22 protein-coding genes and 1 riboswitch are annotated in these 24,682 nt (G+C 67.2%); of the genes, 9 read left to right on the top strand and 13 right to left on the bottom strand.

What is annotated here, in order from left to right:
* Nucleotides 1-16 precede the first annotated feature (16 nt).
* From addB to BLW40_RS04025, 3 genes are all read left to right on the top strand, one after another.
* Nucleotides 17-2,938 carry a double-strand break repair protein AddB gene (gene addB, locus BLW40_RS04035; RefSeq protein ID WP_074765748.1) on the top strand — a complete coding sequence of 974 codons (2,922 nt, stop codon included), beginning with the start codon at nt 17-19 and terminating at the stop codon, nt 2,936-2,938.
* A 71-nt stretch (nt 2,939-3,009) separates the two neighbouring features.
* A complete protein-coding gene (locus BLW40_RS04030; protein ID WP_074765746.1) occupies nt 3,010-3,678 on the top strand; it encodes a lipid-binding SYLF domain-containing protein in 669 nt (222 codons plus the stop codon).
* A 35-nt stretch (nt 3,679-3,713) separates the two neighbouring features.
* Nucleotides 3,714-5,915: a mechanosensitive ion channel domain-containing protein gene (locus tag BLW40_RS04025; protein WP_074765744.1), complete on the top strand. Its 2,202-nt coding sequence runs from the start codon at nt 3,714-3,716 to the stop codon at nt 5,913-5,915.
* 150 nt (nt 5,916-6,065) lie between these two features.
* On the opposite strand, the gene thiC is transcribed toward BLW40_RS04025, so the two are convergent.
* The 4 genes from thiC to BLW40_RS04005 all read right to left on the bottom strand — a co-directional run bounded on the left by thiC (nt 6,066) and on the right by BLW40_RS04005 (nt 12,325).
* Nucleotides 6,066-7,907: a phosphomethylpyrimidine synthase ThiC gene (gene thiC, locus BLW40_RS04020; protein WP_074765742.1), complete on the bottom strand. Its 1,842-nt coding sequence runs from the start codon at nt 7,905-7,907 to the stop codon at nt 6,066-6,068.
* A gap of 52 nt (nt 7,908-7,959) precedes the next feature.
* Nucleotides 7,960-8,073, bottom strand: a riboswitch (TPP riboswitch).
* A gap of 85 nt (nt 8,074-8,158) precedes the next feature.
* Nucleotides 8,159-9,847, bottom strand: coding sequence for a methyl-accepting chemotaxis protein (locus tag BLW40_RS04015; RefSeq protein ID WP_074765740.1), 1,689 nt, complete (start codon nt 9,845-9,847; stop codon nt 8,159-8,161).
* A gap of 171 nt (nt 9,848-10,018) precedes the next feature.
* Nucleotides 10,019-11,770 (bottom strand): SpoIIE family protein phosphatase, encoded by a 1,752-nt coding sequence (locus BLW40_RS04010; RefSeq protein WP_244511036.1) that lies wholly within the window; start codon nt 11,768-11,770, stop codon nt 10,019-10,021.
* Between the two features lie 12 nt (nt 11,771-11,782).
* Nucleotides 11,783-12,325: a regulatory protein RecX gene (locus BLW40_RS04005; protein ID WP_074765739.1), complete on the bottom strand. Its 543-nt coding sequence runs from the start codon at nt 12,323-12,325 to the stop codon at nt 11,783-11,785.
* 15 nt (nt 12,326-12,340) lie between these two features.
* On the opposite strand from BLW40_RS04005, the gene BLW40_RS04000 reads away from it, so the two are divergent.
* The 5 genes from BLW40_RS04000 (at nt 12,341) to BLW40_RS03980 (ending at nt 17,020) form a co-directional block, all read left to right on the top strand.
* Nucleotides 12,341-13,156 (top strand): ABC transporter permease, encoded by an 816-nt coding sequence (locus BLW40_RS04000; RefSeq protein ID WP_074765737.1) that lies wholly within the window; start codon nt 12,341-12,343, stop codon nt 13,154-13,156.
* 180 nt (nt 13,157-13,336) lie between these two features.
* The gene (locus tag BLW40_RS03995) at nt 13,337-14,515 is read left to right on the top strand and encodes an aspartate aminotransferase family protein (protein ID WP_074765735.1); all 1,179 of its coding nucleotides are present in this window, start codon (nt 13,337-13,339) and stop codon (nt 14,513-14,515) included.
* Nucleotides 14,512-15,429 carry an ornithine carbamoyltransferase gene (gene argF / locus BLW40_RS03990; protein WP_074765733.1) on the top strand — a complete coding sequence of 306 codons (918 nt, stop codon included), beginning with the start codon at nt 14,512-14,514 and terminating at the stop codon, nt 15,427-15,429. The genes BLW40_RS03995 and argF overlap by 4 nt, the downstream gene beginning before the upstream one ends.
* Complete coding sequence (hslO, locus tag BLW40_RS03985) at nt 15,426-16,358, top strand: Hsp33 family molecular chaperone HslO (RefSeq protein WP_074765731.1); 933 nt, start codon at nt 15,426-15,428, stop codon at nt 16,356-16,358. Before argF ends, hslO begins: the two co-directional genes overlap by 4 nt.
* 62 nt (nt 16,359-16,420) lie before the next feature.
* Complete coding sequence (locus tag BLW40_RS03980) at nt 16,421-17,020, top strand: hypothetical protein (protein ID WP_074765729.1); 600 nt, start codon at nt 16,421-16,423, stop codon at nt 17,018-17,020.
* A 372-nt stretch (nt 17,021-17,392) separates the two neighbouring features.
* Here BLW40_RS03980 and pyrF read toward each other — a convergent pair whose 3' ends face one another.
* The 9 genes from pyrF to metX form a co-directional block, all read right to left on the bottom strand.
* The gene (pyrF, locus tag BLW40_RS03975; protein ID WP_074765727.1) at nt 17,393-18,109 is read right to left on the bottom strand and encodes an orotidine-5'-phosphate decarboxylase; all 717 of its coding nucleotides are present in this window, start codon (nt 18,107-18,109) and stop codon (nt 17,393-17,395) included.
* Nucleotides 18,110-18,134: 25 nt separating this feature from the next.
* Nucleotides 18,135-18,431 (bottom strand): LapA family protein, encoded by a 297-nt coding sequence (locus BLW40_RS03970; protein ID WP_074765725.1) that lies wholly within the window; start codon nt 18,429-18,431, stop codon nt 18,135-18,137.
* Complete coding sequence (gene ihfB, locus BLW40_RS03965; RefSeq protein WP_074765723.1) at nt 18,428-18,721, bottom strand: integration host factor subunit beta; 294 nt, start codon at nt 18,719-18,721, stop codon at nt 18,428-18,430. The genes BLW40_RS03970 and ihfB overlap by 4 nt, the downstream gene beginning before the upstream one ends.
* A gap of 95 nt (nt 18,722-18,816) precedes the next feature.
* Nucleotides 18,817-19,314: a hypothetical protein gene (locus tag BLW40_RS17320; protein ID WP_074765722.1), complete on the bottom strand. Its 498-nt coding sequence runs from the start codon at nt 19,312-19,314 to the stop codon at nt 18,817-18,819.
* A gap of 2 nt (nt 19,315-19,316) precedes the next feature.
* On the bottom strand, nt 19,317-20,318 hold the full coding sequence (locus BLW40_RS03955; RefSeq protein ID WP_074765719.1) for an NAD(P)H-dependent glycerol-3-phosphate dehydrogenase: 1,002 nt from the start codon (nt 20,316-20,318) through the stop codon (nt 19,317-19,319).
* 68 nt (nt 20,319-20,386) lie between these two features.
* On the bottom strand, nt 20,387-21,355 hold the full coding sequence (locus BLW40_RS03950; protein ID WP_074765717.1) for a glycosyltransferase family 2 protein: 969 nt from the start codon (nt 21,353-21,355) through the stop codon (nt 20,387-20,389).
* A 24-nt stretch (nt 21,356-21,379) separates the two neighbouring features.
* Nucleotides 21,380-21,808: a cobalamin biosynthesis protein gene (locus tag BLW40_RS03945; RefSeq protein WP_074765715.1), complete on the bottom strand. Its 429-nt coding sequence runs from the start codon at nt 21,806-21,808 to the stop codon at nt 21,380-21,382.
* A gap of 2 nt (nt 21,809-21,810) precedes the next feature.
* Complete coding sequence (metW, locus tag BLW40_RS03940) at nt 21,811-22,437, bottom strand: methionine biosynthesis protein MetW (RefSeq protein WP_074765713.1); 627 nt, start codon at nt 22,435-22,437, stop codon at nt 21,811-21,813.
* Nucleotides 22,434-23,627 carry a homoserine O-acetyltransferase MetX gene (gene metX, locus BLW40_RS03935; protein ID WP_074765834.1) on the bottom strand — a complete coding sequence of 398 codons (1,194 nt, stop codon included), beginning with the start codon at nt 23,625-23,627 and terminating at the stop codon, nt 22,434-22,436. Before metX ends, metW begins: the two co-directional genes overlap by 4 nt.
* A gap of 142 nt (nt 23,628-23,769) precedes the next feature.
* On the opposite strand from metX, the gene BLW40_RS03930 reads away from it, so the two are divergent.
* On the top strand, nt 23,770-24,651 hold the full coding sequence (locus BLW40_RS03930) for a chorismate mutase (RefSeq protein WP_074765711.1): 882 nt from the start codon (nt 23,770-23,772) through the stop codon (nt 24,649-24,651).
* Nucleotides 24,652-24,682: the final 31 nt, after the last annotated feature.

Below are 24,682 nucleotides of genomic sequence, written 5' to 3'. Positions count from 1 at the left end.
TCGGAGGGAACCTCTCGTGACCGCCGTTTTCACCCTTCCGCCCGGCCTGCCTTTCGTCGAGTCCCTGGCCGCGTCCCTGCTGGCCGAAGCCGGGGACGATCCGCTGGTGCTGGCCGGGTTCGAGGTTCTGCTGCCGACCAGGCGCGCCTGCCGCGCCTTGTCCGATGCTTTCCTGCGCCTGACCGAGGGGCGGCCGCTGCTGCTGCCGCGCCTGACCCCGCTCGGCGACCTTGAGTCCGACGAGCCCGACCCGGCCGGAGCGGCCGAAGTGCCCCCGGCCCTGCCCGCGCTCGACCGCCGCCTGATCCTGACCCGGCTGGTGCTGGCGATGCAAGCGGGCCGGGGCGGCCAAACCCCGTTGCCCGATCAGGCGCTGCGGCTGGCAACCGAACTGGCCCGGCTGCTCGACGAGATCGGGGCGGAGCGGCTGGACCCCGCCGGGCTGGCGGCGCTGGTTCCCGAAGAACATGCCGCGCATTGGCAGGTCACCCTCGATTTCCTCTCGATCCTGACCGAGGTCTGGCCCCAGATCCTGGCCGAACGCGGCGCGATCGAGCCTGCGGAGCGGCTGAACCGGATCGTCGCCGCCCGAATCGCCGCCTGGGCGCGGACCCCGCCCACTCACCCGATCATTGCCGCCGGATCGACCGGATCGAACCCGGCGATCGCCGATCTGCTGGCCGCGATTGCCGCGCTGCCGCAAGGCCGGGTGGTGCTGCCCGGCCTCGACACCGAGATCGACGAGGCGAGTTGGACCGCACTCGATCCCAGCCATCCCCAATATGGCTTCAAGGCAGTACTGAGCCGGATCGGGATCGCGCGAAGCGCGGTGCGGCCGCTGCTCGCCACTCCCGACCCGCGTGCCGAGCGGGTGCGGCTGCTGGCCGAGGCGCTGCGCCCCGCCGCCACCTGCGAGGCGTGGCGCGATCTGGTTGCCCTGCCGCCCGAAACCGTCGCGGGGGTGACCCGGCTTGATGCCCCCGGCCCGCGCGAGGAAGCGGGTGCGATCGCCCTGATGCTGCGCGAGGCGCTGGAAATCGAGGGCCGCACCGCCGCCCTGGTTACCCCCGACCGCGCCCTGGCCCGGCGGGTCGCCGACGAACTGGGCCGCTGGAACATCCGCATCGACGATTCGGCCGGCCGCCCGCTCGGCCTGACCGAGCCGGGGGCGTTCCTGCGCCTGTCGGCCCGGATGGTGGCCGAGGATTTCGCCCCGATCGAGTTGCTGGCCTGTCTCAAACATCCGCTGGCGGCGGGCGGGCGCAATCCCGCCGCCTTCCGCGCCCTGGTGCGGCGGCTGGAGATCGCGGTGCTGCACGGCCCCCGCCCCGCCGCCGGAACCGCCGGGCTGCGCGCCGCGCTGAAGGACAAAACCCCGGCGTTGACCGGGCTGATTGACGATCTGGAAATTCTGGCCGGGCCGTTCGTCACCCTGCTGGAAGCCCCCGAAGCGACGCTGGCCGACCTTGCCCGCGCCCATCTCGACTTCGCCGAGGCACTGGCCACCGCCGACGACCGGCCCGGTCCGTTGCGGCTGTGGGGCGGCGAGACCGGAGAGGCCGCCGCCCGCTTCGCCGCCGAGTTGGTCCTGGCCGCCCCGGCGCTGGGAACCGTCGCCGGGCGGCATTATCCGGCGCTGCTGGAAGAAGTGATGGCGGGCGCGGTGGTGCGCTCGGCCTGGGAGACCCACCCCCGCCTCCACATCTGGGGACCGCTCGAAGCGCGGCTGCAACAAGCCGATCTGCTGATCCTGGGCGGGCTGAACGAGGGCACTTGGCCCGGCGCCGCCGAGGCCGATCCGTGGATGAGCCGCCCGATGCGGGCCGCCTTCGGCCTGCCTCCGCCCGAGCGACGGATCGGACTGGCCGCCCATGATTTCACCCAGGGCTTCGCCGCCCCCCGCGTCGTGCTGACCCGGGCGCGCCGGGTCGAGGGCACGCCGACGGTGCCGTCGCGCTGGCTGACCCGACTCGACGCGGTGATGGCGGCCTGCGGGCTGTCCTTTGCCGAGGACACCAGCCAATGGCTGGACTGGCACGACCGGCTTGACCGCCCCGGGGCCTGGGTCCGCCCCAGCCCGCCCGCGCCGCGTCCGCCGCTCGATGCCCGGCCCCGGCACTTGTCGGCGACCGAAATCGAGACCTGGATGCGCGACCCTTACGCGATCTATGCGCGGCGGATTCTGTCTCTGAAAATTCTGGACCCGATCGATGCCGACCCCAGCGCCGCCGAATACGGCACCATCGTCCACGAGGCACTCGAACGATTCCTGAAGGCGTTTCCCGACCGGCTGCCTCCCGACCCCGTCGCCGAACTGATCGCAATCGGGCGGGCACGATTCGCCGAAGCGGCGGTCTCGCCCGCGGTGGCGGCGTTCTGGTGGCCGCGCTTCGTCGCCATCACCCAATGGGTCGCGGCGCGCGAGGTCGAGCGGCGGCCCGATCTGGCCGCGATCCATCCCGAGGTCAAGGGGGCGCTGGAGATTGATGCCCCCGCCGGACCGTTCACCCTGACCGCCAAGGCCGACCGGATTGATTGCCGCAAAGACGGGACGCTGGACCTGATTGATTACAAGACCGGCCAGCCGCCGACGATCCGCGAGGTTGCCGCAGGCTATGCGCCGCAATTGCCGCTGGAGGCCGCGATCGCCCGCCATGGCGGCTTTGCCGGGATTGCCGCCGCCGAGACGGCCCGGCTGCTGTACTGGCGGCTGAAAGGCGGCGAGCCGGGCGGCGAGGAGCGCTCCGCCGGAGCCGACCCCGCCACCCTGACCGACGAGGCGCTGGACGGTCTGCGCGCGCTGGTCGCGGTGTTCGACGACGAGAGCACGCCCTATGCCGCCCGCCCGCATCCCGACCACGCGCCGAAATATTCCAATTATCTGCACCTCGCCCGGGTGCGCGAATGGGCCAGCGGCGGCGAAGAAGACGGGGAATAGGCGAAATTTACCTTTTGCTAACCCTGACCGTGCTTGCTGTATCCTCTCGATCCAAAATGTGGAGAACGACGATGCGGCGAGTGATCGCGTTGGCGCTGGCTTGCTGGCTGTCGCCGGTAGCGGCGATGGCCCAGACCGTCACCGACCAGAGCGTGATGGTCAATCGGGCGGTAACGACGGTGGAACGGCTGCGGGCCGATCCCAGCATGGCCGACTCGATGAACGACCTGCTGCCCAAGGCGCGGGGCGTGCTGGTTATCCCCGATCTGGTCAAGGGCGGCTTCTTCCTTGGCGCGCAATACGGCACCGGCCTGTTGCTGGTCCGCGACCGCAACGGCGGCTGGAGCGCCCCCGCCTTCTTCTCGATCGCGGCAGGCAGCTTCGGTCTCCAGATCGGGCTTCAGGACGCCGAGGCGGTCTATGCCATCATGACCGACGGCGGCTTGAACGCGGTGCTGGAAAACCGCTTCAAGACCGGAGCCAGCGCCGGTGTCGCGGTGACCGTCGTCGGCGCCGGAGCCGAGGCGGCGACCACCACCCATGTCGGCGCCGACATCTATGCCTTTTCCCGCGCGGTCGGGCTGTATGGCGGCCTGACCCTCGACGGCGCCGGAATCCTGCCCCGCCATTCCTGGAATGCAGCCTATTACGGCGGCAACCCGACGATCCAAGACATCTTGTACAACCGCGCGGTCAACAATCCCCAATCCGACCGTCTGCGCTCCATCCTCTCCCGTTAAGTTCGCCTTTTCCCGCCTCCAGGACATTTCCCCTCATGGTCCATCGTCCCTGTTTCGCGCCGCTGCGGCGGCTGTTTTCTATGCTGACATTGGCGGTTCTGCTGGCCGGTCCGGTCGCCGCCCTCGCCGCGGAGTCCAATCCGGCCGACACCCGCGACCTCGAACGGCTGGTCTCGACCCTGGAGGACGAGTCCGCCCGCGCCCGGCTGGTCAGCCAGTTGAAGACCCTGATCGCCGCCCAGAACGCGACCGACGACGAGACCGAGGATTCCCTACTCGGCCGCTTGACCGCGCAGGTCGGCGCCTTTGGCGATCAGGCGATGGAGGCGGTCGATAGCGTCCGCGACGCCCCCGAACTGGCCGCCGCGATCGGTCAGCGTCTGGCCGACCAACTGACCCGCCAGCGGATGGGACAGATGCTGTCGCTGCTGATCGGGCTGCTGGCGGCGGGCATTTTCGCCGACCGGATGGTGGCTTTCGCGATTCGCCGCTGGCGCAAAGCCCATCCGCCCGGTCCCGTCGGTCCCGGCCTCGCCCCCGTCCTCCATGCCCTGACCGGGCGATTGCTGCGCGACCTCGCCCCGCTGGCCGCCTTCGGTCTGGCCGCCTGGGGAACGGCCTGGGCGATGGAGATGAAGGGCAACGCCGCCAACGCCGCCCAGACGGTGATGGTGGCCTACGCCTCGGTGCGGCTGGTCAATATCGCGGCGCGGCTGGTCCTGTCGTCGCGCAGCCCGCTCAGGCGGCTGGTGTCGTTCGACGATGAGACCGCCGAATACGTCAAGATCTGGGTCCAGCGGGTCACCGTCGTCGGCGTGTTCGGCCCGCTGGCGGCCAGCGCGCCCCGATTGCTGGGGATGCCCGCCGGGGCTGCCTTCCTGACCCTCAAGATCATCGGGCTGGCGATGACCGCCCTGGTGGTGATCTTCATCCTGCAAAACCGCCGCGCCGTCGCCGCCCTGCTGCGCCGCAGTTCGGACGAGCCGATGTTCGGCCAGCATGTCCAGATGCTGAGAACCCGGCTGGCCGACATCTGGCATGTGCTGGCGATCTTGTGGGTGGTGGCGATCTATCTGGTGTGGGCGATCCAGGTCAAAGGCGGCTTCGAGTTCATGCTGCGCGCCACGATCCTGACCCTGGTGATCCTGGTGGTGGCCGGGCTGGTGACCTCGCTGCTGCGCCGCGTGATCGAGCGCGGCTTCGCCGTCAGCCAGGAGGTGCGCGAGCGCTATCCCCTGCTCGAAGCCCGCGCCAACCGCTATCTGCCGCTGATGCACCTGCTGCTGCGCGGGACGGTGGCGGTGGTGACGGTTCTCGCCCTGGCCCAGACCTGGGGGCTGCAATCGCTGAAGCTGCTGACCTCGCCCGCCGGGCGTCAGGTGCTGTCCTCGGCAATCAGCATCACCCTGGTGCTGGTGGTGGCGCTGGTGCTGTGGGAGACGCTGAGCAGCGCGATCGAGCGCTATCTCAGCGCCACCGATTCCGATGGCAACCAGCTCCAGCGCTCGGGCCGCGCCCGCACCTTGCTGCCGCTCGCCCGCAATGTGGTGATGGGCGTCCTGGTGATCGCGGTCACCCTGATCGTGCTGTCCGAACTGGGGGTCAACATCGCCCCCCTGCTGGCCGGTGCGGGCGTGCTGGGCATCGCGATCGGTTTTGGCTCGCAAAAACTGGTGCAAGACATCATCACCGGAGCCTTCATCTTGTTCGAGGACACCATCGCCGTCGGCGATGTGGTCAAGATCGGCGAGCATTCCGGCGTGGTCGAGGCGATCTCGATCCGCGCCATCCGCCTGCGCGACGTCCAGGGCTCGGTTCACACCATCCCGTTCGGAGCGGTGACGACCGCGATCAACCTGACCAAGGGCTTCAATTACGCTCTGTTCGACATCGGGGTGTCGTACAACGCCGATTGCGACCGGGTCGGCGTGGTGCTGTCGGACATCGCCGCCGAGATGCGGGCCGAGCCGCGCTGGCAGAGCGCAATCATCGACCCGATGGAGGTCCAGGGGATCGACCGCTTCGATGCCTCGTCGGTGGTGATCCGGGCCCGGCTGAAGACGGTGCCGGCAGAGAAATGGGCGGTGATGCGCGAGTTCCACCGCCGCCTCAAGAAGCGGTTCGAGGTGGAGGGAATCGAGATCCCTTTTCCCCAGCAGCAGATCTGGATCGGTCGCCAGGACGCGGCCGAGCCATCGGTGGCGATCCCCGCCGTCCCGATGCCCCCGGCGCGCTGAGCCAGGAGCGGAAACGAAACCAGCCCCGGGACGCGGTCCCGGGGCTGCCCGTCACGATCAGACTGTAATACATGCGGTACGGATCGAACCAGATCGCCGGGATTGCCTCAATCGCCGAGACGCCGCCATCCCTTTCCCCGCCCGAAGCGGTTACTCCGCCGCCGGTTTCTCGGTTTTGTAGATCTCCCCGCCCTCGGCGAGGAATTTCTCGCTCATGCTGTCCATTCCGGCCACCGCCTCCGCCTCGGCGTTGGCGGCGTCGCGGACTTCCTGGCTGATCTTCATCGAGCAGAATTTCGGCCCGCACATCGAGCAGAAATGGGCCAGCTTGGCCCCGTCGGCGGGCAAGTGCTGGTCGTGGAAATCCTGGGCCTTTTCCGGATCGAGCGACAGGTGGAACTGATCCTTCCAGCGGAACTCGAAACGGGCGCGGGACAGCGCGTCGTCACGCAGGCGGGCGGCGGGATGTCCCTTGGCCAGATCGGCGGCATGGGCGGCAAGTTTATAGGTCACGACGCCTTCGCGGACGTCCTGGCGGTCGGGCAGGCCGAGATGCTCTTTCGGGGTGACGTAACACAGCATCGCGGTGCCGAACCAACCGATCATCGCCGCGCCGATCGCACTGGTGATGTGGTCGTAGCCGGGAGCAATATCGGTCACCAGCGGCCCCAGGGTGTAGAACGGCGCTTCGCCGCACAGGGCCAGCTGCTTTTCGACATTGACCTTGATCTTGTGCATCGGCACATGGCCGGGGCCTTCGATCATCACCTGGGCATCAAGCGCCCAGGCGCGGTGGGTCAGTTCGCCCAGCGTTTCCAACTCGGCGAACTGGGCGGCGTCGTTACCGTCGGCGATCGAGCCGGGGCGCAGCCCGTCGCCCAGCGAAATGCCGACGTCATAGGCGGTCAGCAGCTCGCACAGCTCGTCGAAATGGGTGTAAAGGAAGTTTTCGCGGTGGTGAGCCAGACACCACTTCGCCATGATCGAGCCGCCCCGGCTGACAATCCCGGTGACCCGCTTCGCGGTCAGCGGAATGTGGGCCAGCCGCAACCCGGCATGGACGGTGACGTAATCGACCCCCTGCTCGGCCTGTTCGATCAGGGTGTCGCGGAAAATCTCCCAGGTCAGATCCTCGGCCTTGCCATCGACCTTTTCCAGCGCCTGATAGATCGGCACGGTCCCGATCGGCACCGGGCTGTTGCGGATGATCCATTCGCGGGTAGCGTGAATGTGCCGCCCGGTCGATAGATCCATCACGGTGTCGGCGCCCCAGCGGATCGCCCACACCATCTTCTCGACCTCTTCCTCGACCGAGGACGCGACGGCGGAATTGCCGATATTGGCGTTGATCTTGGTCAGGAAGTTGCGGCCGATGATCATCGGCTCGGCTTCGGGATGGTTGAGATTGGCGGGCAGAATGGCGCGGCCGCGCGCGATCTCGGAGCGGACGAACTCAGGCGTGATGATGTCGGGAATCTCGGCCCCGAAGGATTCACCGTCGCGCGGTCCACTGGCGATCGCGTCGGCCCGGCGCAGGTTTTCGCGGATCGCGACATACTCCATTTCAGGAGTCACGATCCCGGCGCGGGCATAGGCCAGCTGGGTCGGACGCAGGCCCGGCTTGGCCCGCAACGGCAGGCGGCCGCCGCGATCGAAGACCGGAACGCCGATGGTTTCGCCCGGCTTTAACCCGTCATCCTCGGGGCGGTGGGGACGGCCGGGATAGGTCTCGACGTCGCCCCGTTCGGCGATCCAGGCCGCGCGCAACGGCGGCAGGCCACGGGTGATATCGACGCTCGCCGCCGGATCGGTGTAAGGCCCGGAACAATCGTAGAGGCGGACCGGCGGTTCCGCCGCATTGGGGGCCAGATCGATCTCGCGCATTGCGACCCGCAGGTCGGAACGCGAGCCCTCGACGTGAATCTTCCGCGATCCCGGCAGGGGGCCGGTGGTGACCCGGGGAGAGACCGGGGGGGCAGCTTGGTCGGACATCCTCGCCTCTTTCCTGTAACGGATGTTGCGGGTCGGGCGGCGAAGTGGGGAGGATGGCGGTGATTCCGATCCCTTCGCCGGCATGACCCGGATCAGGTTCCAAGGGTCGCCGGCGCATCTGCCGACCTCTCAGCCTCCCATCGCGGAGGCTCCCCTTCGGTCTGTCAGGCAAGAGTGCGTGGCGGGCCGGGCCAAAGTCAAGCCCGGCGCTCGCCCTGGGGGTTTCCCCCGTCCGTCCGCGCCCGATCGGATCAGGCGCGGATCCCGTCGAGGAAGCGGGCCACCGCCTGTTTCAGAGCGGCGGAATCCCCCGCCAATTGTCCGGCCTGAACGCGGACGTCCTGGGCCGACTGCCCGGCTTTCGAGACGGCGGAGGCGACCCGCCCAACCGTCTGGGTGACGATTCCGGTGCCGGTCGCCGCCTGTTGGGTGTTGCGGCTGATTTCCTGGGTCGCCGCCCCCTGCTGCTCGACCGCCGAGGCGATCGCCGCGCCGATCCGGCTGATTTCCTCGATGGTGCTGGCGATGCCGCTGATGGCGGTCACCGCCTCGCGGGTGGCGCCCTGGACGCCAGACACCTGCTGGGCGATTTCGTCGGTGGCGCGGCCGGTCTGGTTGGCAAGGTGCTTGACCTCACCCGCGACGACGGCAAAGCCCTTGCCGGCGTCACCGGCGCGGGCGGCCTCGATGGTGGCGTTCAAGGCGAGCAGGTTGGTCTGCGAGGCGATGTCGTTGATCAGATTGACGACGTCGCCGATCTTCTGTGCCGCCTCGGACAGACCGCGGACGATGCTGTCGGTGTGGCGGGCGGCATCGACGGCGGCGCTCGAAATCGCCGCCGACTGATTGACCTGACGCGAGATTTCGGTGATCGAGGAACTGAGCTCCTCGGTGGCGGCGGCGACGGTCTGGACGTTGGCCGAGGCCTCTCCGGTGGCGGTGGCGACAGTATCGGACTGGCGGGTGGCATCGTCGGTGTCCGCCGCCATGCTTTCGGCGGTCGAACTGAGACGCCCCGCCGCGTTCGACACGTCTTCGACCACCCGGTTGACCGAGCGTTCGAATTCCTCGGCCAGCGACAGCAGCAGGGCGCGGCGCTGGGATTCGGCCTGACGCTGCGTTTCCTCCTGGGCTTCGGTGAGGCGGCGGATTTCGGCGGCATTGTCCTTGAAGATCTGGACCGCGGCTTGCATTTCGCCGATTTCGGCTCCCTGGTCGCGGGTAATCTCGACCGAGAGGTCGCCCCCGGCCAGGCGGCGCATCTCGCCGGTCAGAGTCCGCAACGGGCGGGCGATGGCGCGGCCGATCAGCGCGGCGAGCAGGACCAGCAGGGCCAGTTCGGCCAGGGCGCGCGCGCCTTCGCGCAGGGTCAGCGCCTGCACCGTCGCGGCGATGTCGTCGGTATAGACCCCAGTGCCGATGGCCCAGCCCCATTCGGGGATGCCCTTGACGAAGCTCAGTTTGGGTTCGGGAATGCTCGACCCCGATTTGGGCCAGTGATATTCGACCGAGCCTTCGCCCTTTTCGCGGACCACCTTGATCGTTTCGGCGATGAAGGCGATTCCGTTGACGTCTTTGAGGCCGATCAGGTTCTTGCCGACCAGCCCGTCGTTCGAGGGTTGCAACTGGACCACGCCGTCGAGGCTGACGATGAAGACGTATTCGTTCCCGGCGTAGCGCAGATCGTGGATCGCGGCCTTGGCGGCCTCCTGGGCCGCCTCGGTGGTCATTTCCCCCTTCGCGGCGCGGGCGGCGAAGTTGGCGGCGATCGAATGGGCCGCTTCCACCGCGGTCTTGACCCGGTCGAGGCGCGCGCTGTGGATCATGTCGGAATATTGTCTCAGGCTGCCGACCAGATCGAACATTGTGATGACGACAGCAACGATGACGATCAATCCAAGGCGGATATAAATAGGCATCCGCCGCAATTCGATAGCCATAAAGTGTGCTCCCCCGAAACGCGACATCCTGCGGTAGGGTTGCATATCATTCAGGTCACGGCTACCAGACCTTGCTGCATATGTAATCAGGGATAGTCTTGTGCGCGGATATTAGACATCGCCAATAAGTGCGGCGATTATTAATCTAAATATTAGATGTAATTTTACCTTTTACCGTGCGGCCTCGGGCGGGGCGTCATCAGTCTTGTGCGGACGGAAGGCGACGAAGGTCATGTCGTCGCGGCGCGGCTGCTCGCCCCGCCAGAGGTCGAGTTCGGCCAGCAGGAAGTCCTTTTGTTCCTCCAGCGGCCGGTCGCCGCAGCGGGCCAGTGCGTCTTGCAGGCGCTGCCGTCCGAACAGGCGGCGGCTGGGACCGCCGATCTGATCGGTGACGCCGTCGGTGTAAAGATAGAAGGTGCTGCCCGGCACGATCTCGACGACATGGCTGGTGAAGCCGCGCACCGGGCGGGTTTCGCGATAGCCCAGACTGCGGCGGTCGCCCCGGATCGAGCGGATGGCGCCGTTCTCCCAGATCGTCAGCGGCAGGTTAGCCCCGGCGAAGGACAGGCGACGGCCATCGGAATCCAGAACGCAGATTGCCGCGTCCAGCCCGTCGTCGGCGGGGCCGTCGCCGCGATCCTGACGCAACGCGGTGCGGACCAGCCCGTCGAGCAGGCCGAGGATGGTGGCGGGATCATCGTGGCCGTGATGGTGAAGGATGCGGGCGAGGATCGACGACACCACGGCGGTCATGAAGGCTCCGGGCACGCCATGGCCGGTGCAATCCATCACCGCGATTACCGCTTTGTCGCCGAAACGGCCGATCCAGTAATAATCGCCGCCGACAATGTCGAACGGCCGCCAGCCGATCACGATCTCATCGACCAGACCTTCGAGCGCGGCCGAGTCCGGCAACAGCGCTGTCTGAATCCGGCTGGCATAGCGGATGCCGTCGGAAATGAAGCGATTGGCCTTTTCCAGTTCGGCGTTGGCCCGCTCCACCCCCTGCTTTTCGCGCTCCAGTTCGGCGGTGCGGTCGACCACCCGGCGTTCAAGATCGCGGGCCAGCGCGGCCAGTTCGGCCTCGGCGGAATCGCGCTGGTCCAGACCGCGCTGCGACGCCGACAGCAAAGCGTTGACCGTCTCGCCCAGCCGCCCCAGCTCGTCATTGTGGTGACGGCGGGGCAATTCGATCGGAAACGCGCCGGGCCGGGCCGGATCGACCCGGGCGATCATGGCAATCAGCCGCAGCAGGGGCTGGGTGATCAGCCCATAGAACACCGCGACCACCAGCAGGCACAAGACGATGGTGCGGGCGGCTCCGGCGGCGGCGTTGCTGGCGATATGGCCGAGATAGCGGTTGAGCAGCCGACCGGGATCGAGCCGCAGGTCAAGCCGTCCGACCTCGGACATCGCTCCGCCGGTTCCATTGCGTAAGCCCAGCGAATGGGGGACCAGATCGCCGAACAGGGTTTGGGCCAGTTTGGGAAACGCCACCGACTCGGGCGGGCGGACATGCAGGGCCAGCACGCCGCCGAAATTGTCGGTGATGCGGATTTCCGCCGCCAGCGGGTCGAGCGACAGGCCATCGACGACCTCGCGGGCCAGATCGCCGTTCAGCATGAAGGCGGCTTCGGCGGCCATGCCGCGCACCAGCGCCATCTCGGCGGCAACGCCGGTGGAGACATCGGCGCGCAGGCGGCGGTAATCCGACACCATGTCCCAGGCACCGGTCACCACCCCCAACCCCAGGGCGATCACCAAGGTCGCCACCGCCTGTTTGAACGACAAACCGCGCCAGACCGCAACGGGACGACGGAGAGGGGAAGGTGGGGGAGGCGTCTCGGTCACCGGCATGATCCCGTAGAGGTCAATCGTGTCGGCGTCCATGATAGACCGGGTGGCGGCGCTGTCACGCCCCAAGCTGAGCTTTCTCTAGTTAAAATCGGGTTCGGTCCCGTCGCCGTCGATCACGGCGCGGGCGATCTCCCATGAAAATCCGGCGCGGCCCAGCGAGGCGAGATCGCGGTTGCGATGATCGGCGCGGGCCTCGGGCTGGCGGAAGGGGCCAAGGCGACGGCGGCGGGCAAAGGCCAGGGCGGCGGCGCGATCGGGATCGGGGCCAAGCTCGGTCAAGGCGGCGGCGACGGTTTCGGACTCGACCCCCTTGGCCGACAGCGTGGCGCGGATGGCGCGGACCGAACCGCCGCGCCGGGCCAGCCCGCGCACCTTGAGATCGGCATAGGCGGCATCGTCGAGATAGCCAAGCCCCATCAGGCGGATGATCGCCGCATCGACGATCGCCTCGGCCTCGGCCATCTCGCCGCCCCAATGGGCCAGCGAGCGCCGCACCTTGCCCATCAGCACCCGGCGCAGGTTGGCTCTGGACGAGGCGAAGCGTTCAAGATAATGCATCGCTGCATTCTCGATGTAGGATGCGGTGATCTGGGGCGGTATCCGCCCGGCCCTGCCGGTCATGGAGATGATCCTAACATGAATGACGACCCGACGCGCGGCCTGCCGCCCTGTCCCCGCCGTTACGGCGCGGTCAACTGGCTGGGCACCTGGACCCTGTTCATGAAGGAGGTCCGCCGTTTCCTCAAGGTCCATTTCCAGACGATCACCGCGCCGGTGGTGACGACCCTGCTGTTCCTCGCCGTGTTCACCCTGGCGCTGGGGCCGGTGGCGGCCCGCGTCGGCGGGGTCGATTTCACCGAATTCCTTGCCCCCGGTCTGGTGATGATGGCGATGGTGCAAAATTCCTTCGCCAACACCTCGTCCTCGCTGATCATCGCCAAGGTTCAGGGCAACATCGTCGATATGTTGATGCCGCCTTTGACCGGGGCCGAGATGACCGTCGCGATCGCGGCGGGTGGCGTCGCCCGCGGTGTGCTGGTCGGGCTGGTCGTCGCCCTGGCGATGGCGCTGTTCGTGCCGATGCACATTCATTCGATCGGGCTGATCCTGTTTCACGCGGTGATGGGCTCGTTGATGCTGTCGCTGCTCGGCATGATCGGCGGCATCTGGGCCGACAAGTTCGACCACATGGCGGCGGTGACCAATTTCGTGGTGACGCCGCTGTCGTTCCTGTCCGGCACCTTCTATTCGATCGAGCGGCTGCCCGAGCATTTTCACGCCTTCGCGCTGGCCAACCCGTTCTTTTATATGATCGACGGCTTCCGCGCCGGGTTCATCGGCCATGCCGACGGATCAATCGCGGTCGGGCTTGCGGTGGTGACGCTGACCGATCTCGTCCTTGGCCTGGTGACCTGGAAGATGCTTGCCAGCGGTTACAAGCTGCGGGGATAGCCCGGCCGGACCGGGCGGCGACGGGGGAAAAACGACAGGTCAGCGCCGCTGTCTTGGTCACAATGATTGACAGAACGGGAATTCGCGCCGATATTCTGCCGCTTTCCATGAGCGCGTCGGCTATTCCGCTCTCGCAGCGGGGCTACCGGCATTGCGGAAGGAGCGTTCCGGAGAGCTGCCATGGTTGCTGTCGTTCTGCCGACCTATGCGCGGGCCGATCTCGCCTTTGACCGGGGTGAAGGGGCCTACCTGATTGCCACTGATGGCCGTCGCTATCTCGACTTCGCTGCCGGAGTCGCGGTCAACGCGCTCGGACATTGCCACCCGCGCCTTGTCGCGGCGCTGACCGCCCAGGCGGGAAAGCTGTGGCATTGCTCGAACCTGTACCGCGTGCCGGGACAGGAGCGGGTCGCCACCCGTCTGATCGAGGCGAGCTTCGCCGACACCGTCTTTTTCTGCAATTCCGGCGCCGAGGCGATGGAATGCTGCATCAAGATGGCGCGGCGGTATCATTATGTCGGCGGCCATCCCGAACGCTATCGCATCATCTGCGCCGAGGGGGCTTTTCACGGCCGGACCCTGGCGACGATCGCCGCGGGCGGGCAGAAAAAGCATCTGGACGGCTTTGCCCCGGCGGTCGAGGGATTCGATCACGTTCCGTTTGGCAACCTCAACGCGCTCCGGGCCGCGATCACCGCCGAGACGGCGGCGATCCTGGTCGAGCCGGTGCAGGGCGAAGGCGGCATCGTTCCGGCCGAGCCCGACTATCTCCGCCGCCTGCGCGAGACCGCCGACGAGTTCGGCATCCTGCTGATGTTCGACGAGGTTCAGACCGGCATCGGCCGTTCGGGCAAGCTGTTCGCCCATGAATTGTCGGGGATCACCCCCGATATCATGGGGATCGCCAAGGGCCTGGGCGGCGGCTTCCCGGTGGGCGCCTGTCTGGCCACCGAAGCGGCGGCGCGCGGTATGACCGCCGGTACCCACGGTTCGACCTTCGGCGGCAATCCGCTGGCGATGGCGGTGGCCGAAACGGTGCTGGACGTGGTGCTGGAACCGGGCTTCCTGGCCGAGGTCGATCGGATCGCCGCCCTTCTGCGCCACGAGATCGAGGCGGTTGCCGCCCGCTTCCCCACCCTGATCGAGGATGTGCGCGGCCTGGGGCTGATGCTGGGGATCAAGCCCCGCATCCCCAATGGCGAGCTGATCGCCCGGTTGCGCGCCAACGGATTGCTGGCCGTCGGGGCTGGCGACAATGTGGTGCGGCTGGTGCCGCCGCTGATTATCCGCGAGGCCGAGGTCGCTTTGGCGGCCGAGATCCTCTCCCGCACTCTGAGCGAGCTGGTGGCCCCCTCATGACGTCCCAGACCAAGGCTGGCGGCCCTCGCCATTTCCTCGACCTCGACCGCTTCGAGTCCCAGACCCTGCGTCAGCTGATCGACCTCGGCAAGGCCTACAAGGCCGGTCGTACCGTCAACCGCCCGCTGACCGGCAAGTTGCTGGCGATGATCTTCGAAAAGCCCTCGACCCGCACCCGCGTGTCGTTCGAGGCCGGGATGAAGCAATTGGGCGGCGACGTCATCGTGCTGACCCGGGGCGATACCCAATTGGGCCGTGGCGAGACCGTTGCCGACACCGCGCGGGTGCTGTCGCGCTTCGTCGATGCGATCATGATCCGCACCGACAGCCCGGCCAAGCTCGACGATCTGGTTCGTTACGCGACCGTGCCGGTCATCAACGGCCTGACCGACGAATCCCATCCCTGTCAGGTGATGGCCGACGTGATGACCTATGAAGAGCATCGCGGCACCCTGGCCGGGAAGGTGGTGGCCTGGATCGGTGACGGCAACAACGTCGCCGCCAGTTGGATTCACGCCAGCGCTCATTTCGGCGCGACGATCCGCCTGGCCTGTCCCGACTCGCTGATGCCGTCGGAGAAGGCGGTGGCGTGGGCGCGCGAACGCGGCGGCCGGGTCGATCTGATGACCGATCCTGCCCAGGCGGCGGCGGGGGCCGATCTGGTCGTCACCGATACCTGGCTGTCGATGGGGTGCGGCGACGAGAACCGGGCGAAGATTCTCGCCCCCTATCAGGTCAACGAAGCGCTGATGGACCGTGCCGCGCCCGATGCCCTGTTCATGCATTGCCTGCCCGCCCATCGCGGCGAGGAAGTGACCGACGCGGTGATGGACGGTCCCCGCTCGGTGGTGTGGGACGAGGCCGAGAACCGGATGCATGTCCAGAAGGCGATTCTGACCTGGTGTCTGGCGTGACCGGCGCGGCCGCCGTAGCGACGGCGACCGCCGATCTGGTTTTGCCGTTCACGATCGAGGACGGTCTGGTGCGCGGTCGGCTGGTCCGGCTGGGACCGGCGCTCGACTCGATTCTCGACCCGCGCCACGATTACCCGCTGCCGGTGGCGACCCTGCTGGCCGAAATCTGCGCCCTGGCCGCCGCTCTGGCGGCGATGCTGAAGTATGACGGCGTCTTTACCCTTCAGGTCCAGGGCGACGGCCCGGTGCCGCTGGTGGTCGCCGACGTCACCAGCGAAGGGCGGCTGCGGGCAATGGCCCGTTTCGACGCGGTCCGGGTCGCGGCCGTTGCGGCCGAGGCTCCGGCGCGGGCCCTGCTGGGCCAGGGACACCTTGCCTTTACTGTCGATCAGGGCGCGGGCACCGAGCGCTATCAAGGCATCGTCGCGCTGGAAGGCGAGACCCTGGCCGATGCGGTCGGCACCTATTTCCGCCAGTCGGAACAGCTCGATACCGCCGTCGTCACCGCCGTCCGTCCCCCTGCTGACGGCTTGGGCTGGGCTGCCCAGGCGGTGATGATCCAGCGTCTGCCGCCCGGATCGGGCCGGGCTCCGATCCTGCTGGCCGAAGAGGCCGACGAAAGCTGGCGCCGCGCCGAAATCCTGCTCGGCAGTCTGACCGTCGCCGAAATGCGCGATCCGACCCTGATGCCGGAACATCTGCTCTATCGGCTCTATCACGCCGAATCGCTGGTGCTGTTCGATCCGCGCCACCTTGTCGCCGCGTGCCGCTGCTCGCGCGAGCGGGTGGTCGAGACCCTGGCCTCGCTGCCCGCCGACGAAGTGCCGTCGCTGGCCGATGCCGAGGGCAACATCACGGTGACCTGCGAATTCTGCCGCACCGACCATGTCGTCGCCTTGACCGAACTGGCCCCCGCCGTCTCGCCTTGACGTCGGCGGGTCCGCCGCAGACAATGTCCTCTGGACGTCCTCCAGCCAAGGGAACCCTCGCGATGCGCGCACGGCACTTTCGTCTGGCGGTAGCTCTCGCCGCCGCCCTGGCCGCCACCGCTTGCCAGAACGCCCCGCCGATGCAGAAGCTGCCGCCGATCAGCTTCGCCGACCGTCAGCCTTTCCGCCTCGACGTCGCCGAGTTGGAAATCCTGTCCGATTATCAGCCGCCGGGACGGTTGCCCAACATCGAACACCTGATGCCGGTCTCGCCCGGCGCGGCGATCGAGCGCTGGGCTCAGGACCGGCTGCGGCCGATGGGCCAGCGCGACAGCGGCTCGGCCCGGGTCGTGATCCGCGACGCCCGCGTCGTCGAAGTCCCGCTGAAGACCGACACCAGCATTTCCGGCGCCTTCAAGAAAGAGCAGGAGATGCGCTACGACGCGACGCTTCAGGTCGCGGTCGAGATCCTCGACGCCCGGCACATGACCGTTGCCGACGTCGTCGCCACCGCCCAGCGCTCGCGCACCGTGCCCGAGGGTCTGACCGTCAACGAGCGCGAACGGATTCAGTACGACATCACCGACGGTCTGGCCCGCGATATCGACCGCCAGATGGAACAATTGATCCGCAATTATCTCGGCCGCTGGCTGATCCGATAACGGTTCCAGACCGGGAGCACGACGAAAAACAGGGGCCGCACGGCCCCTGTTTTGTTATGCGCGGGCGAGTTGGTCAGTCGGTCGTGAAAAAGTCCTTCGGCCTTTGGCCTCAGTGTACTTTTCCCCGGTCCAAAAAGAATCCCCGTGCTCAATCAAGCTTTCCGCGCGGGGATGGATTTGGTTTCCTCCGAAGCCGATGGGCTTTGCCCACGGCATCGGAGGCGGGTTTTCACCAGATTTGCGCGCTTGTGCTTCGCAAAGCTGGTGAAACGAATGACACGAAAAATGGGCGCAGGGCCGCCCCTAGCCCATTTTTCTCCTTTTAGTCCAACGGGAAAAAGTACAGCGAGGGACTTTTTCACGGGAGACTGGTCAGGACAGGCCGAGTTCGTCGAGAATCCGTGCCGCGGCGGCGGCGGGATCGGCGGCGGTGGTGATCGGGCGACCGATGACCAGGACGTCGGCACCCGTGTCGCGGGCTTCGGCCGGGGTCAGGAACCGCTTCTGATCGCCGGTTTCGCTCCAGGCGGGGCGAATGCCGGGAACGACCAGGGTGAAGTCCGGGCCGCATTCGGCGCGGACGGCGGCGATTTCCAGCGGCGAGCAGACGATGCCGTCGGCCCCGTTTTCCTGGGCGAGACGAGCGAGGCGGCGGACCTGATCATTGACCGCACCAGAGAAACCGACCGCTTCGGCGGCGGCCTGGTCAAGGCTGGTCAGGATCGTCACCGCGATCACCTGGGGCCGGATCACGTTGTATTTGGCCGCGGTCTCCGTGGCGGCATCGGCGGCGGCGCGGATCATCTCGGCCCCACCCGAGGCGTGCAGGGTGGTGATCGAGACGCCGAGGCGGGTAACCGAGCGCATCGCAGCGGCGACGGTGTTGGGAATGTCGTGCAGCTTGAGGTCGATGAACAGCGGCAATCCAAAATCTTGGATTGCGGACAGACCGGCCGGGCCGTTGGCGGTGAAATATTCCAGTCCGACCTTCAGACCGCCGACCTTTCCGGTCAGGGTGCGGGCCAAAGCGGCGGCGGAGTCGGGCTCGGTGGTGTCGAGGGCGACGAAAACGGGATTGGCGGCGGTCATCTCAAATACTCGAAGGAAGGGGGGCTCAACCGCCGTCGGGACGGCCTTTGATCGCGCCAAGCTGACGTTCCAGGCTTTCGATCCGACGGGCCTGTTCGCGGGATTTGCGACGGACCGGGGTGGCGGCAAGCCAGGACAGCGTCATGCCGCCGATCAGCCCGAGGGCGAGGGGGATCAGCACGACCAGGAAGGCGGGCAACGCGACCGGTTCAATCGGCAACGGCCACAATTCCAGGGGAACCGAGGTGCGGTTGGAAATCGCGAACACGGCCGCCAGCAGGCCCAACGGCAGCCCGATCGCCCAACCGAGGAAACGGTTCATTCGCCGTCTCCGCCGACATTGAGGCGTTCGCGCAATTGCTTGCCGGTCTTGAAGAACGGAACGGTCTTGGATTCGACCGCGACGGCTTCGCCGGTGCGGGGGTTGCGGCCTTGGCGCGGATCGCGCCGCTTGACCGAGAACGCGCCGAAGCCGCGCAATTCAACCCGGTCGCCCCGGGCCAGCGCATCGGCGATTTCGTCGAAGATGGTGGTAACGATGCGCTCGACATCCCGCTGATACAGGTGGGGATTGCGCTCGGCCAAACGGGCGATCAACTCCGACTTGGTCATGGGTCAAGATCCTCGCATGCAATCGGACAATCTCGGGCAGAGCATGCCCCAGCCCCCTGATGCCGTCAAGTCAAGTCATTGAGGTCGAACGGTTTTTACTTCTGTTCGACCGGTGGGGTCACCACCTCCCAGGTGCCGTCGCCGCCCTGGCACGCGACGACGTCGCGGACAAAGGCGGGGCGGGTTCCGTCCTCGCCCCCGGTTTGCTGGCGCAAGGTGCGGCAGGCCCGGCCGCCCGCGTCGGTCCAGCCCGCGCCGATCATCGTCACCAGACCGCGATGGTCGCGCAGGCTCCACGCCACCGGCTCGCCGGGACGGGCGGCTTCGGCGGCTTCGATCGTCGCGGCGGCCCACATCCGGCTGGGGGGCGGGTCGATATATTCGCCGATCGCGTTGCCGACCGCCGCTCCGGCGACCAGCCCCGACCCGGCGAAGACCCAGGGGTATTGCGTGCCGATCGCGGCGGCGCGGCCGATCCCGGCCCCCAATCCGCCCCCGGCGGCGGTGCCGATCATCTGTCCGTCGGTGGGCTCGGCGCATCCGGCCAGCGACGCGGCGACCAGGACCAGCGCGAGCGTCCGGCTCAATCTCATCCTCACACTCCTTCGCTGCGGAAGGGCCGGGCCAGCAGGGCGCGGATCGCGCCGTCGAGATCGGCTCCGCGATTGAGCACGGCATCAATCGCGGCGCAGATCGGCATCTCTATTCCGGCCGTCGCCGCCATGCCCAGGACCGCGGCGGCGGAATGAACCCCCTCGGTGACCGAATGGCGGCCGCCGAGGATCTCTTGCAAAGTTTGCCCTTCGCCCAGGGCGAATCCCAGCGAATAGTTGCGCGATTGGGTTGAAGAGGCGGTCAGGATCAGATCGCCCAGCCCGGACAGTCCCATCAGGGTCTCGCGCCGTCCCCCCGCGGCCATCGCCAGCCGGGTCATCTCGGCCAGACCGCGGGTGATCAGAGCGGCACGGGCATTATCGCCCAGGCCGCGCCCCTCGACGATGCCGCAGGCGATCGCCAGGACGTTCTTGACCGCGCCGCCGATCTGAGCCCCGACCGGATCGTCGGACAGATAGGGGCGGAAGCTGGGGGTGCCCAACGCCTCGACCAGCGCCTGGCCCAGGCCGGGATCGGCGCAGGCCAGGGTGACGGCGGTCGGCAATCCGCGCGCCACCTCGATCGCAAAGGTCGGACCGGACAGCACCGCGATGGTCGCCTCGGGCAATTCATCGGCGACCACCCGCTCCATCAGGGCGCAGGTCGAAAGCTCGATTCCCTTGGAACAGATCACCGCCGGGGTGCCTGCCCGCCAGAACGGGGCCAGGGCGCGGCAGCCGGCGCGCAGATGCTGGGCCGGAGTCACCAGCAGCACCGCGTCGGCGCTAGCGGCCTCGGCCTGATCGGCGGTGGCGCGGATGCCGGGATCAAGGGTGATGCCCGGCAGAAACAGATCGTTGGTGCGGCGGGTGTTGACCGACTCCACCACTTCGGGCTCGCGCGCCCACAGCGTCACCGACAGACCGGCACGGCGGGCCGTCAGCGCCAGCGCGGTTCCCCAGGCCCCGCCACCCATCACTCCGATTCGCTCGAACCCACCCATCACCGTCCCCTCTCAGCCTAGACTGTCCGGTTTACCCTGTCGGTCGGGATGGGGCAAGTCGGGCGTGGTCAGGCCGGGCCGTCCGGCTCGTAAAGGCGGCGGACGATGAACAGCGGCCGCCCCTTGACCTCGTCGAACACCCGGCCGAGATAGTCGCCGATGATGCCGAGCGTCAGCAATTGCATCCCGCCCAGAAACAGCACCGAGACCAGAATCGATTCATAGCCCGGAACGTCGATCCCCCAGACCAGGGTGCGGACGATGCGGAACAGGATATAGAAGAAGGCCAGCGTCGAGATCACCGCGCCGATGACGCCCCAGACCTTAAGCGGGAAGTTCGAGAACGAGGTCAGGCCGTCGAAGGCAAAACGCAGCAGCTTCAGCGAACTGAATTTCGACAGACCGGCCGCCCGCTCGCCCTGGTGGTAGAGGATTTCGGTGTGGTTGAAGCCGACCCAGGCAAAGATGCCTTTCATGAAGCGCGAGCGTTCCGGCATCGCGTTGATCGTCTCGACCACCCTGCGGTCCATCAGGCGGAAATCGCCGACCTCGCGCGGCAGCCGGACGTCGGACAGATGGTCGAACACCCAATAGAACCCGTGGGCGAAAGTCCGCTCCTTCAGGCTCTGGCCGGTGCGGGCGTCGCGGCGGGCGAAGACGACGTCCCAGCCCTCGCGCCACTTCGCCATCATCTCGCCGATCACTTCGGGCGGGTGTTGCAGGTCGGCGTCCATCGGCACCACCGCCTGGCCCCGGCTGTGGGCCAGCCCGGCCGACAGCGCCTTCTCCTTGCCGAAATTGCGCGACAGATCGACGATCCGCAACGCCGGTTCGCTCTTTTGCATCGCCAGCAGGCGGGCCAGGGTGTCGTCGCTTGAGCCGTCATTGACGCAGATCACTTCGACCGTGACCTCCAGCGCCTTCAACGCGGGCATCAGCCGCCCGAACAATAACGGGACGTTCTCGCCCTCGTTGTAACAGGGGATCACCACCGACAGGACCGGGGCGGAGTCGATTTCGTTGTGTTGGGTCGTCATCGCTGGGTCCGCCGCTGGTCTTGGTCAAGAAAGGGGAGCATCGCACCCTCTGCCCGTCAGAGCAACGCGCGCGCCAGCCAGGGCGAAGGTGACCTGTCCGGCGGCGGTGCGCTTGGGCATCACCAGCACCGCTTCAGGTCCGGCGGCGGCCAAAGCGGCGGCTTCGGCGACGCCATGACAGCCGGTGGTGGCGAAGACGGCGTCCGAGGGGTGATGCAGGCGCGGCGTCTCACGCTCCAATTGCTCGGCGGAAAAGGAGAGCAGCGGGAGGTCGAGAGCGGCGGCGAGCGCGACCAGCGCCGGTTCGGCGGCGCGGCGATCAAGGCTGGCCAATCCGGCCAGTGCCGTCGGCGACAGCGCCTGCGCCGTCAGCATCTCGGCGGTGAGGCGGAGCAACTCGGCCGGGGCAAGGCCGGAGCGGCAGCCGATCCCCAGCCACAGCCCCCCCTGCATGGTCAGGCGTCCCGCGACAGCACGAACAGGGCCTGATCGGCGAACAGATTGGCGATCCCGGCGGCGCGGGGCAGCGGCAGCACCCGTCCGTCGCGGTCGAGCGCGATCGCCTTCTCGACCCGGACGTTCATCTCGCGGCACAAATCGAGGAAGTCGCGAATCGTGCAGAAATGGATGTTGGGGGTGTCGTACCACTGATGGACCAAGGTGTCGGTGACCGGCATCGTGCCTCGGAACAGCAGGTGGGCGCGGACCCGCCAATGGCCGAAATTGGGAAAGGACACGATCGCGTGCCGCCCGATCCGCAGCATGTTTTCCAACACCTTGCGCGGTTCGTGGGTGGCCTGGAGAGTCTGGCTGAGGATGACGTAATCGAACGCCCCGCTGGGATAATCCTTGAGGTCGGTGTCGGCGTCGCCCTGGATCACCGACAGGCCGTGGCCGACCCCGGCCGAGACGCCTTCCATCGACAGTTCGATGCCGCGCCCATCGACGCCGCGATGGCGGCCCAGCCAGTCGAGCAGGGCGCCTTCGCCGCAGCCGACATCAAGCACACGGGCGCCCGGCTCGACCATCTCGGCGATCAGCTTCAAATCGACGCGCAACGAACCGTTGGCCAAGGTCATCATCGTCCGTACCGCCTTTGTCCGGTCGAGGGCGGCAAGCCCCGGTGAGCGGCCGCGCCGTCGAGGAAGCCAGCGAGGGTGGCGTGGAATTCCGGCTCGTCGAGCAGGAAGGCGTCGTGTCCCTTGTCCGAGCGGATCTCGACGAAGCTGACATTGGCCGCGACCGCGTTCAAGGCGTGGACCACGGCCCGGCTTTCCGGGGTGGGGAACAGCCAGTCGCTTGAAAACGACACGACGCAGAAGCGGGTGCGGGTGCCGCGAAAGGCGTTGGCCAGCACCCCGCCATTTTCCGCGGCAAGGTCGAAATAATCCATCGCCCGGGTGATGAACAGATAGGAATTGGCGTCGAAACGATCGACGAAGGTCGAGCCCTGGTGACGCAGATAGCTTTCGACCTGGAAATCGGCGTCGAAGCCATAGGTGAAGCGGTCGCGGTTCTGAAGGTTGCGGCCGAATTTCTGGTGCAGCGCCGGTTCCGACAGATAGGTGATGTGGGCGGCCATCCGCGCCACCGCCAGACCGCGCTTGGGCCGCAATCCGTGGCTTTGGTAATCGCCGTCGCACCAATCGGGATCGGCCATGATCGCCTGACGGCCGACTTCGTTGAAGGCGATGTTCTGGGCGGAATGGCGGGCGGCGCTGGCGATCGGAATCGCCGCGAACACCCGGTCGGGGTGGCTGTGCGCCCATTCCAGCACCTGCATCCCGCCCATCGAGCCGCCGATGACGCAAAACAACTGGCCGATACCAAGATGGTCGATCAGCCGGGCCTGGACCTCGACCATGTCGCCGATGGTGATCACCGGAAAGGACAGCCCCCACGGCCGCCCGGTGGCGGGGTCGATATCGGCCGGGCCGGTGGTGCCCATGCAGCCGCCCAGCACGTTCGAACAGATCAGGAAATAGCGGTCGGTGTCGAGCAATCGTCCCGGCCCGACCAGATCGGCCCACCATCCCGGCTTGCCGGTGATCGGATGAGGGTCGGCGACGTAATGGTCGCCGGTCAGGGCATGGCAGATCAGAATCGCGTTGGAGCGGTCGGCGTTGAGCTGACCATAGGTGCTATAGGCGACGGTTACCGATGCCAGCTCGACACCGCAATCGAGCCGGATCGGACGGTCAAGCCCCAGTTCGACGCGCCGGTCATTGGCCAAGGCGGGATCGGTGGGGGAAGGGGTGTCTGCTGCGCTCATCAGGTCGCTTATCATTTTCGCGCGGAGGCGGGCAACGATTAGCTAGGTTCGCCATTCTCCAGTGTCAATGTTTTCTTTGATTTCCGGGCGCGGGGGCACTAAACCTATCCCCCTTGAACAGGATTCCGATCACCGCTTCGCCATGACCCAGGACAGCGCCAGTCTCGACCAGCTTCGCCGTGAAATCGACCGTATCGACGAGTCGATTCACGATTTGTTGATTCAACGCTCGGCGTTGGTCGAACGGATCGCCAATGCCAAGGGCGAAACGATCACCGTGCTTCGTCCCGGGCGCGAGGCCGAGATTCTGCGCCGTCTGCTCGCTCGTCATCGCGGTCAGTTCCCCCGCATGGCCCTGGTGCGAATCTGGCGCGAGATGATCGGCGCCCTGCTGGCGATCCAGGCTCCGTTTGCCGTCGCGGTTCAATCCACCGGCACCGGACCGGGAACCGATTTCATCGAACTGGCCCGCAATCATTTCGGCGTGGTGGTGCCGCTTCAGATCTGCCGTACCGCCGGTCAGGTGGTGCGCGCCGTCGCCGACGGCGAGGCCTCGGCCGGTCTGGTGCCGATGCCGGCCGGGCTCGAACTGGCCGACGAACCCGAACCGTGGTGGGCCAGTCTGGCCGTCGGCAGTGGCGAAGCCCCCCGCGTCGTCGCCCGTCTGCCGTTCGTTTCGCCGCCGCAATCGACCGGCGCGGCCGAGCCGACCCAGGCGTTGGTAATCGCCTGTCGCGATCATGACGAGACCGGCGACGACCGCACCCTGGCGGTGCTGGAAACCGGCCCCGATGTCAGCCGCGACCGCCTGCGCGCGGCGATGAGCGCGGGTGGTCTCGAATCGGCGGGATTGCTGGCGATCTGTCGTCGCGGCGACGTCTGGCTGCATCTGATCGAGATTCACGGCCATGTCGCCGTGGGCGATCCCCGGCTGGCGCGGCTGGCCGCGTTGCGCGAACCGGTCGCCCATGTCTCGGTGATCGGTGGCTATGCCACGCCGCTTCCCCCCGAAAGCATCGCCTGAGGTCACTTAAAACCGTTTTTGTGCCGTAACC

Origin of the sequence: Magnetospirillum fulvum (assembly GCF_900108475.1) — a bacterium.
In the GTDB taxonomy this organism is placed as follows: domain Bacteria; phylum Pseudomonadota; class Alphaproteobacteria; order Rhodospirillales; family Magnetospirillaceae; genus Phaeospirillum; species Phaeospirillum fulvum_A.
The sequence above is the reverse complement of the archived record's forward strand: the minus strand, read 5'-3'. Positions and strand labels throughout refer to the sequence as shown.

Bases quoted from the DNA above. Each gene is read 5' to 3' on its own strand.
- BLW40_RS04030 (WP_074765746.1), top strand. From the start codon at position 3,010: ATGCGGCGAGTGATCGCGTTGGCGCTGGCTTGCTGGCTGTCGCCGGTA.
- BLW40_RS04025 (WP_074765744.1), top strand. From the start codon at position 3,714: ATGGTCCATCGTCCCTGTTTCGCGCCGCTGCGGCGGCTGTTTTCTATG.
- thiC (WP_074765742.1), bottom strand. From the start codon at position 7,907: ATGTCCGACCAAGCTGCCCCCCCGGTCTCTCCCCGGGTCACCACCGGC.
- BLW40_RS04015 (WP_074765740.1), bottom strand. From the start codon at position 9,847: ATGGCTATCGAATTGCGGCGGATGCCTATTTATATCCGCCTTGGATTG.
- BLW40_RS04005 (WP_074765739.1), bottom strand. From the start codon at position 12,325: ATGACCGGCAGGGCCGGGCGGATACCGCCCCAGATCACCGCATCCTAC.
- BLW40_RS04000 (WP_074765737.1), top strand. From the start codon at position 12,341: ATGAATGACGACCCGACGCGCGGCCTGCCGCCCTGTCCCCGCCGTTAC.
- BLW40_RS03995 (WP_074765735.1), top strand. From the start codon at position 13,337: ATGGTTGCTGTCGTTCTGCCGACCTATGCGCGGGCCGATCTCGCCTTT.
- argF (WP_074765733.1), top strand. From the start codon at position 14,512: ATGACGTCCCAGACCAAGGCTGGCGGCCCTCGCCATTTCCTCGACCTC.
- BLW40_RS03980 (WP_074765729.1), top strand. From the start codon at position 16,421: ATGCGCGCACGGCACTTTCGTCTGGCGGTAGCTCTCGCCGCCGCCCTG.
- pyrF (WP_074765727.1), bottom strand. From the start codon at position 18,109: ATGACCGCCGCCAATCCCGTTTTCGTCGCCCTCGACACCACCGAGCCC.
- BLW40_RS03970 (WP_074765725.1), bottom strand. From the start codon at position 18,431: ATGAACCGTTTCCTCGGTTGGGCGATCGGGCTGCCGTTGGGCCTGCTG.
- ihfB (WP_074765723.1), bottom strand. From the start codon at position 18,721: ATGACCAAGTCGGAGTTGATCGCCCGTTTGGCCGAGCGCAATCCCCAC.
- BLW40_RS17320 (WP_074765722.1), bottom strand. From the start codon at position 19,314: ATGAGATTGAGCCGGACGCTCGCGCTGGTCCTGGTCGCCGCGTCGCTG.
- BLW40_RS03955 (WP_074765719.1), bottom strand. From the start codon at position 20,318: ATGGGTGGGTTCGAGCGAATCGGAGTGATGGGTGGCGGGGCCTGGGGA.
- BLW40_RS03950 (WP_074765717.1), bottom strand. From the start codon at position 21,355: ATGACGACCCAACACAACGAAATCGACTCCGCCCCGGTCCTGTCGGTG.
- BLW40_RS03945 (WP_074765715.1), bottom strand. From the start codon at position 21,808: ATGCAGGGGGGGCTGTGGCTGGGGATCGGCTGCCGCTCCGGCCTTGCC.
- metW (WP_074765713.1), bottom strand. From the start codon at position 22,437: ATGATGACCTTGGCCAACGGTTCGTTGCGCGTCGATTTGAAGCTGATC.
- metX (WP_074765834.1), bottom strand. From the start codon at position 23,627: ATGAGCGCAGCAGACACCCCTTCCCCCACCGATCCCGCCTTGGCCAAT.
- BLW40_RS03930 (WP_074765711.1), top strand. From the start codon at position 23,770: ATGACCCAGGACAGCGCCAGTCTCGACCAGCTTCGCCGTGAAATCGAC.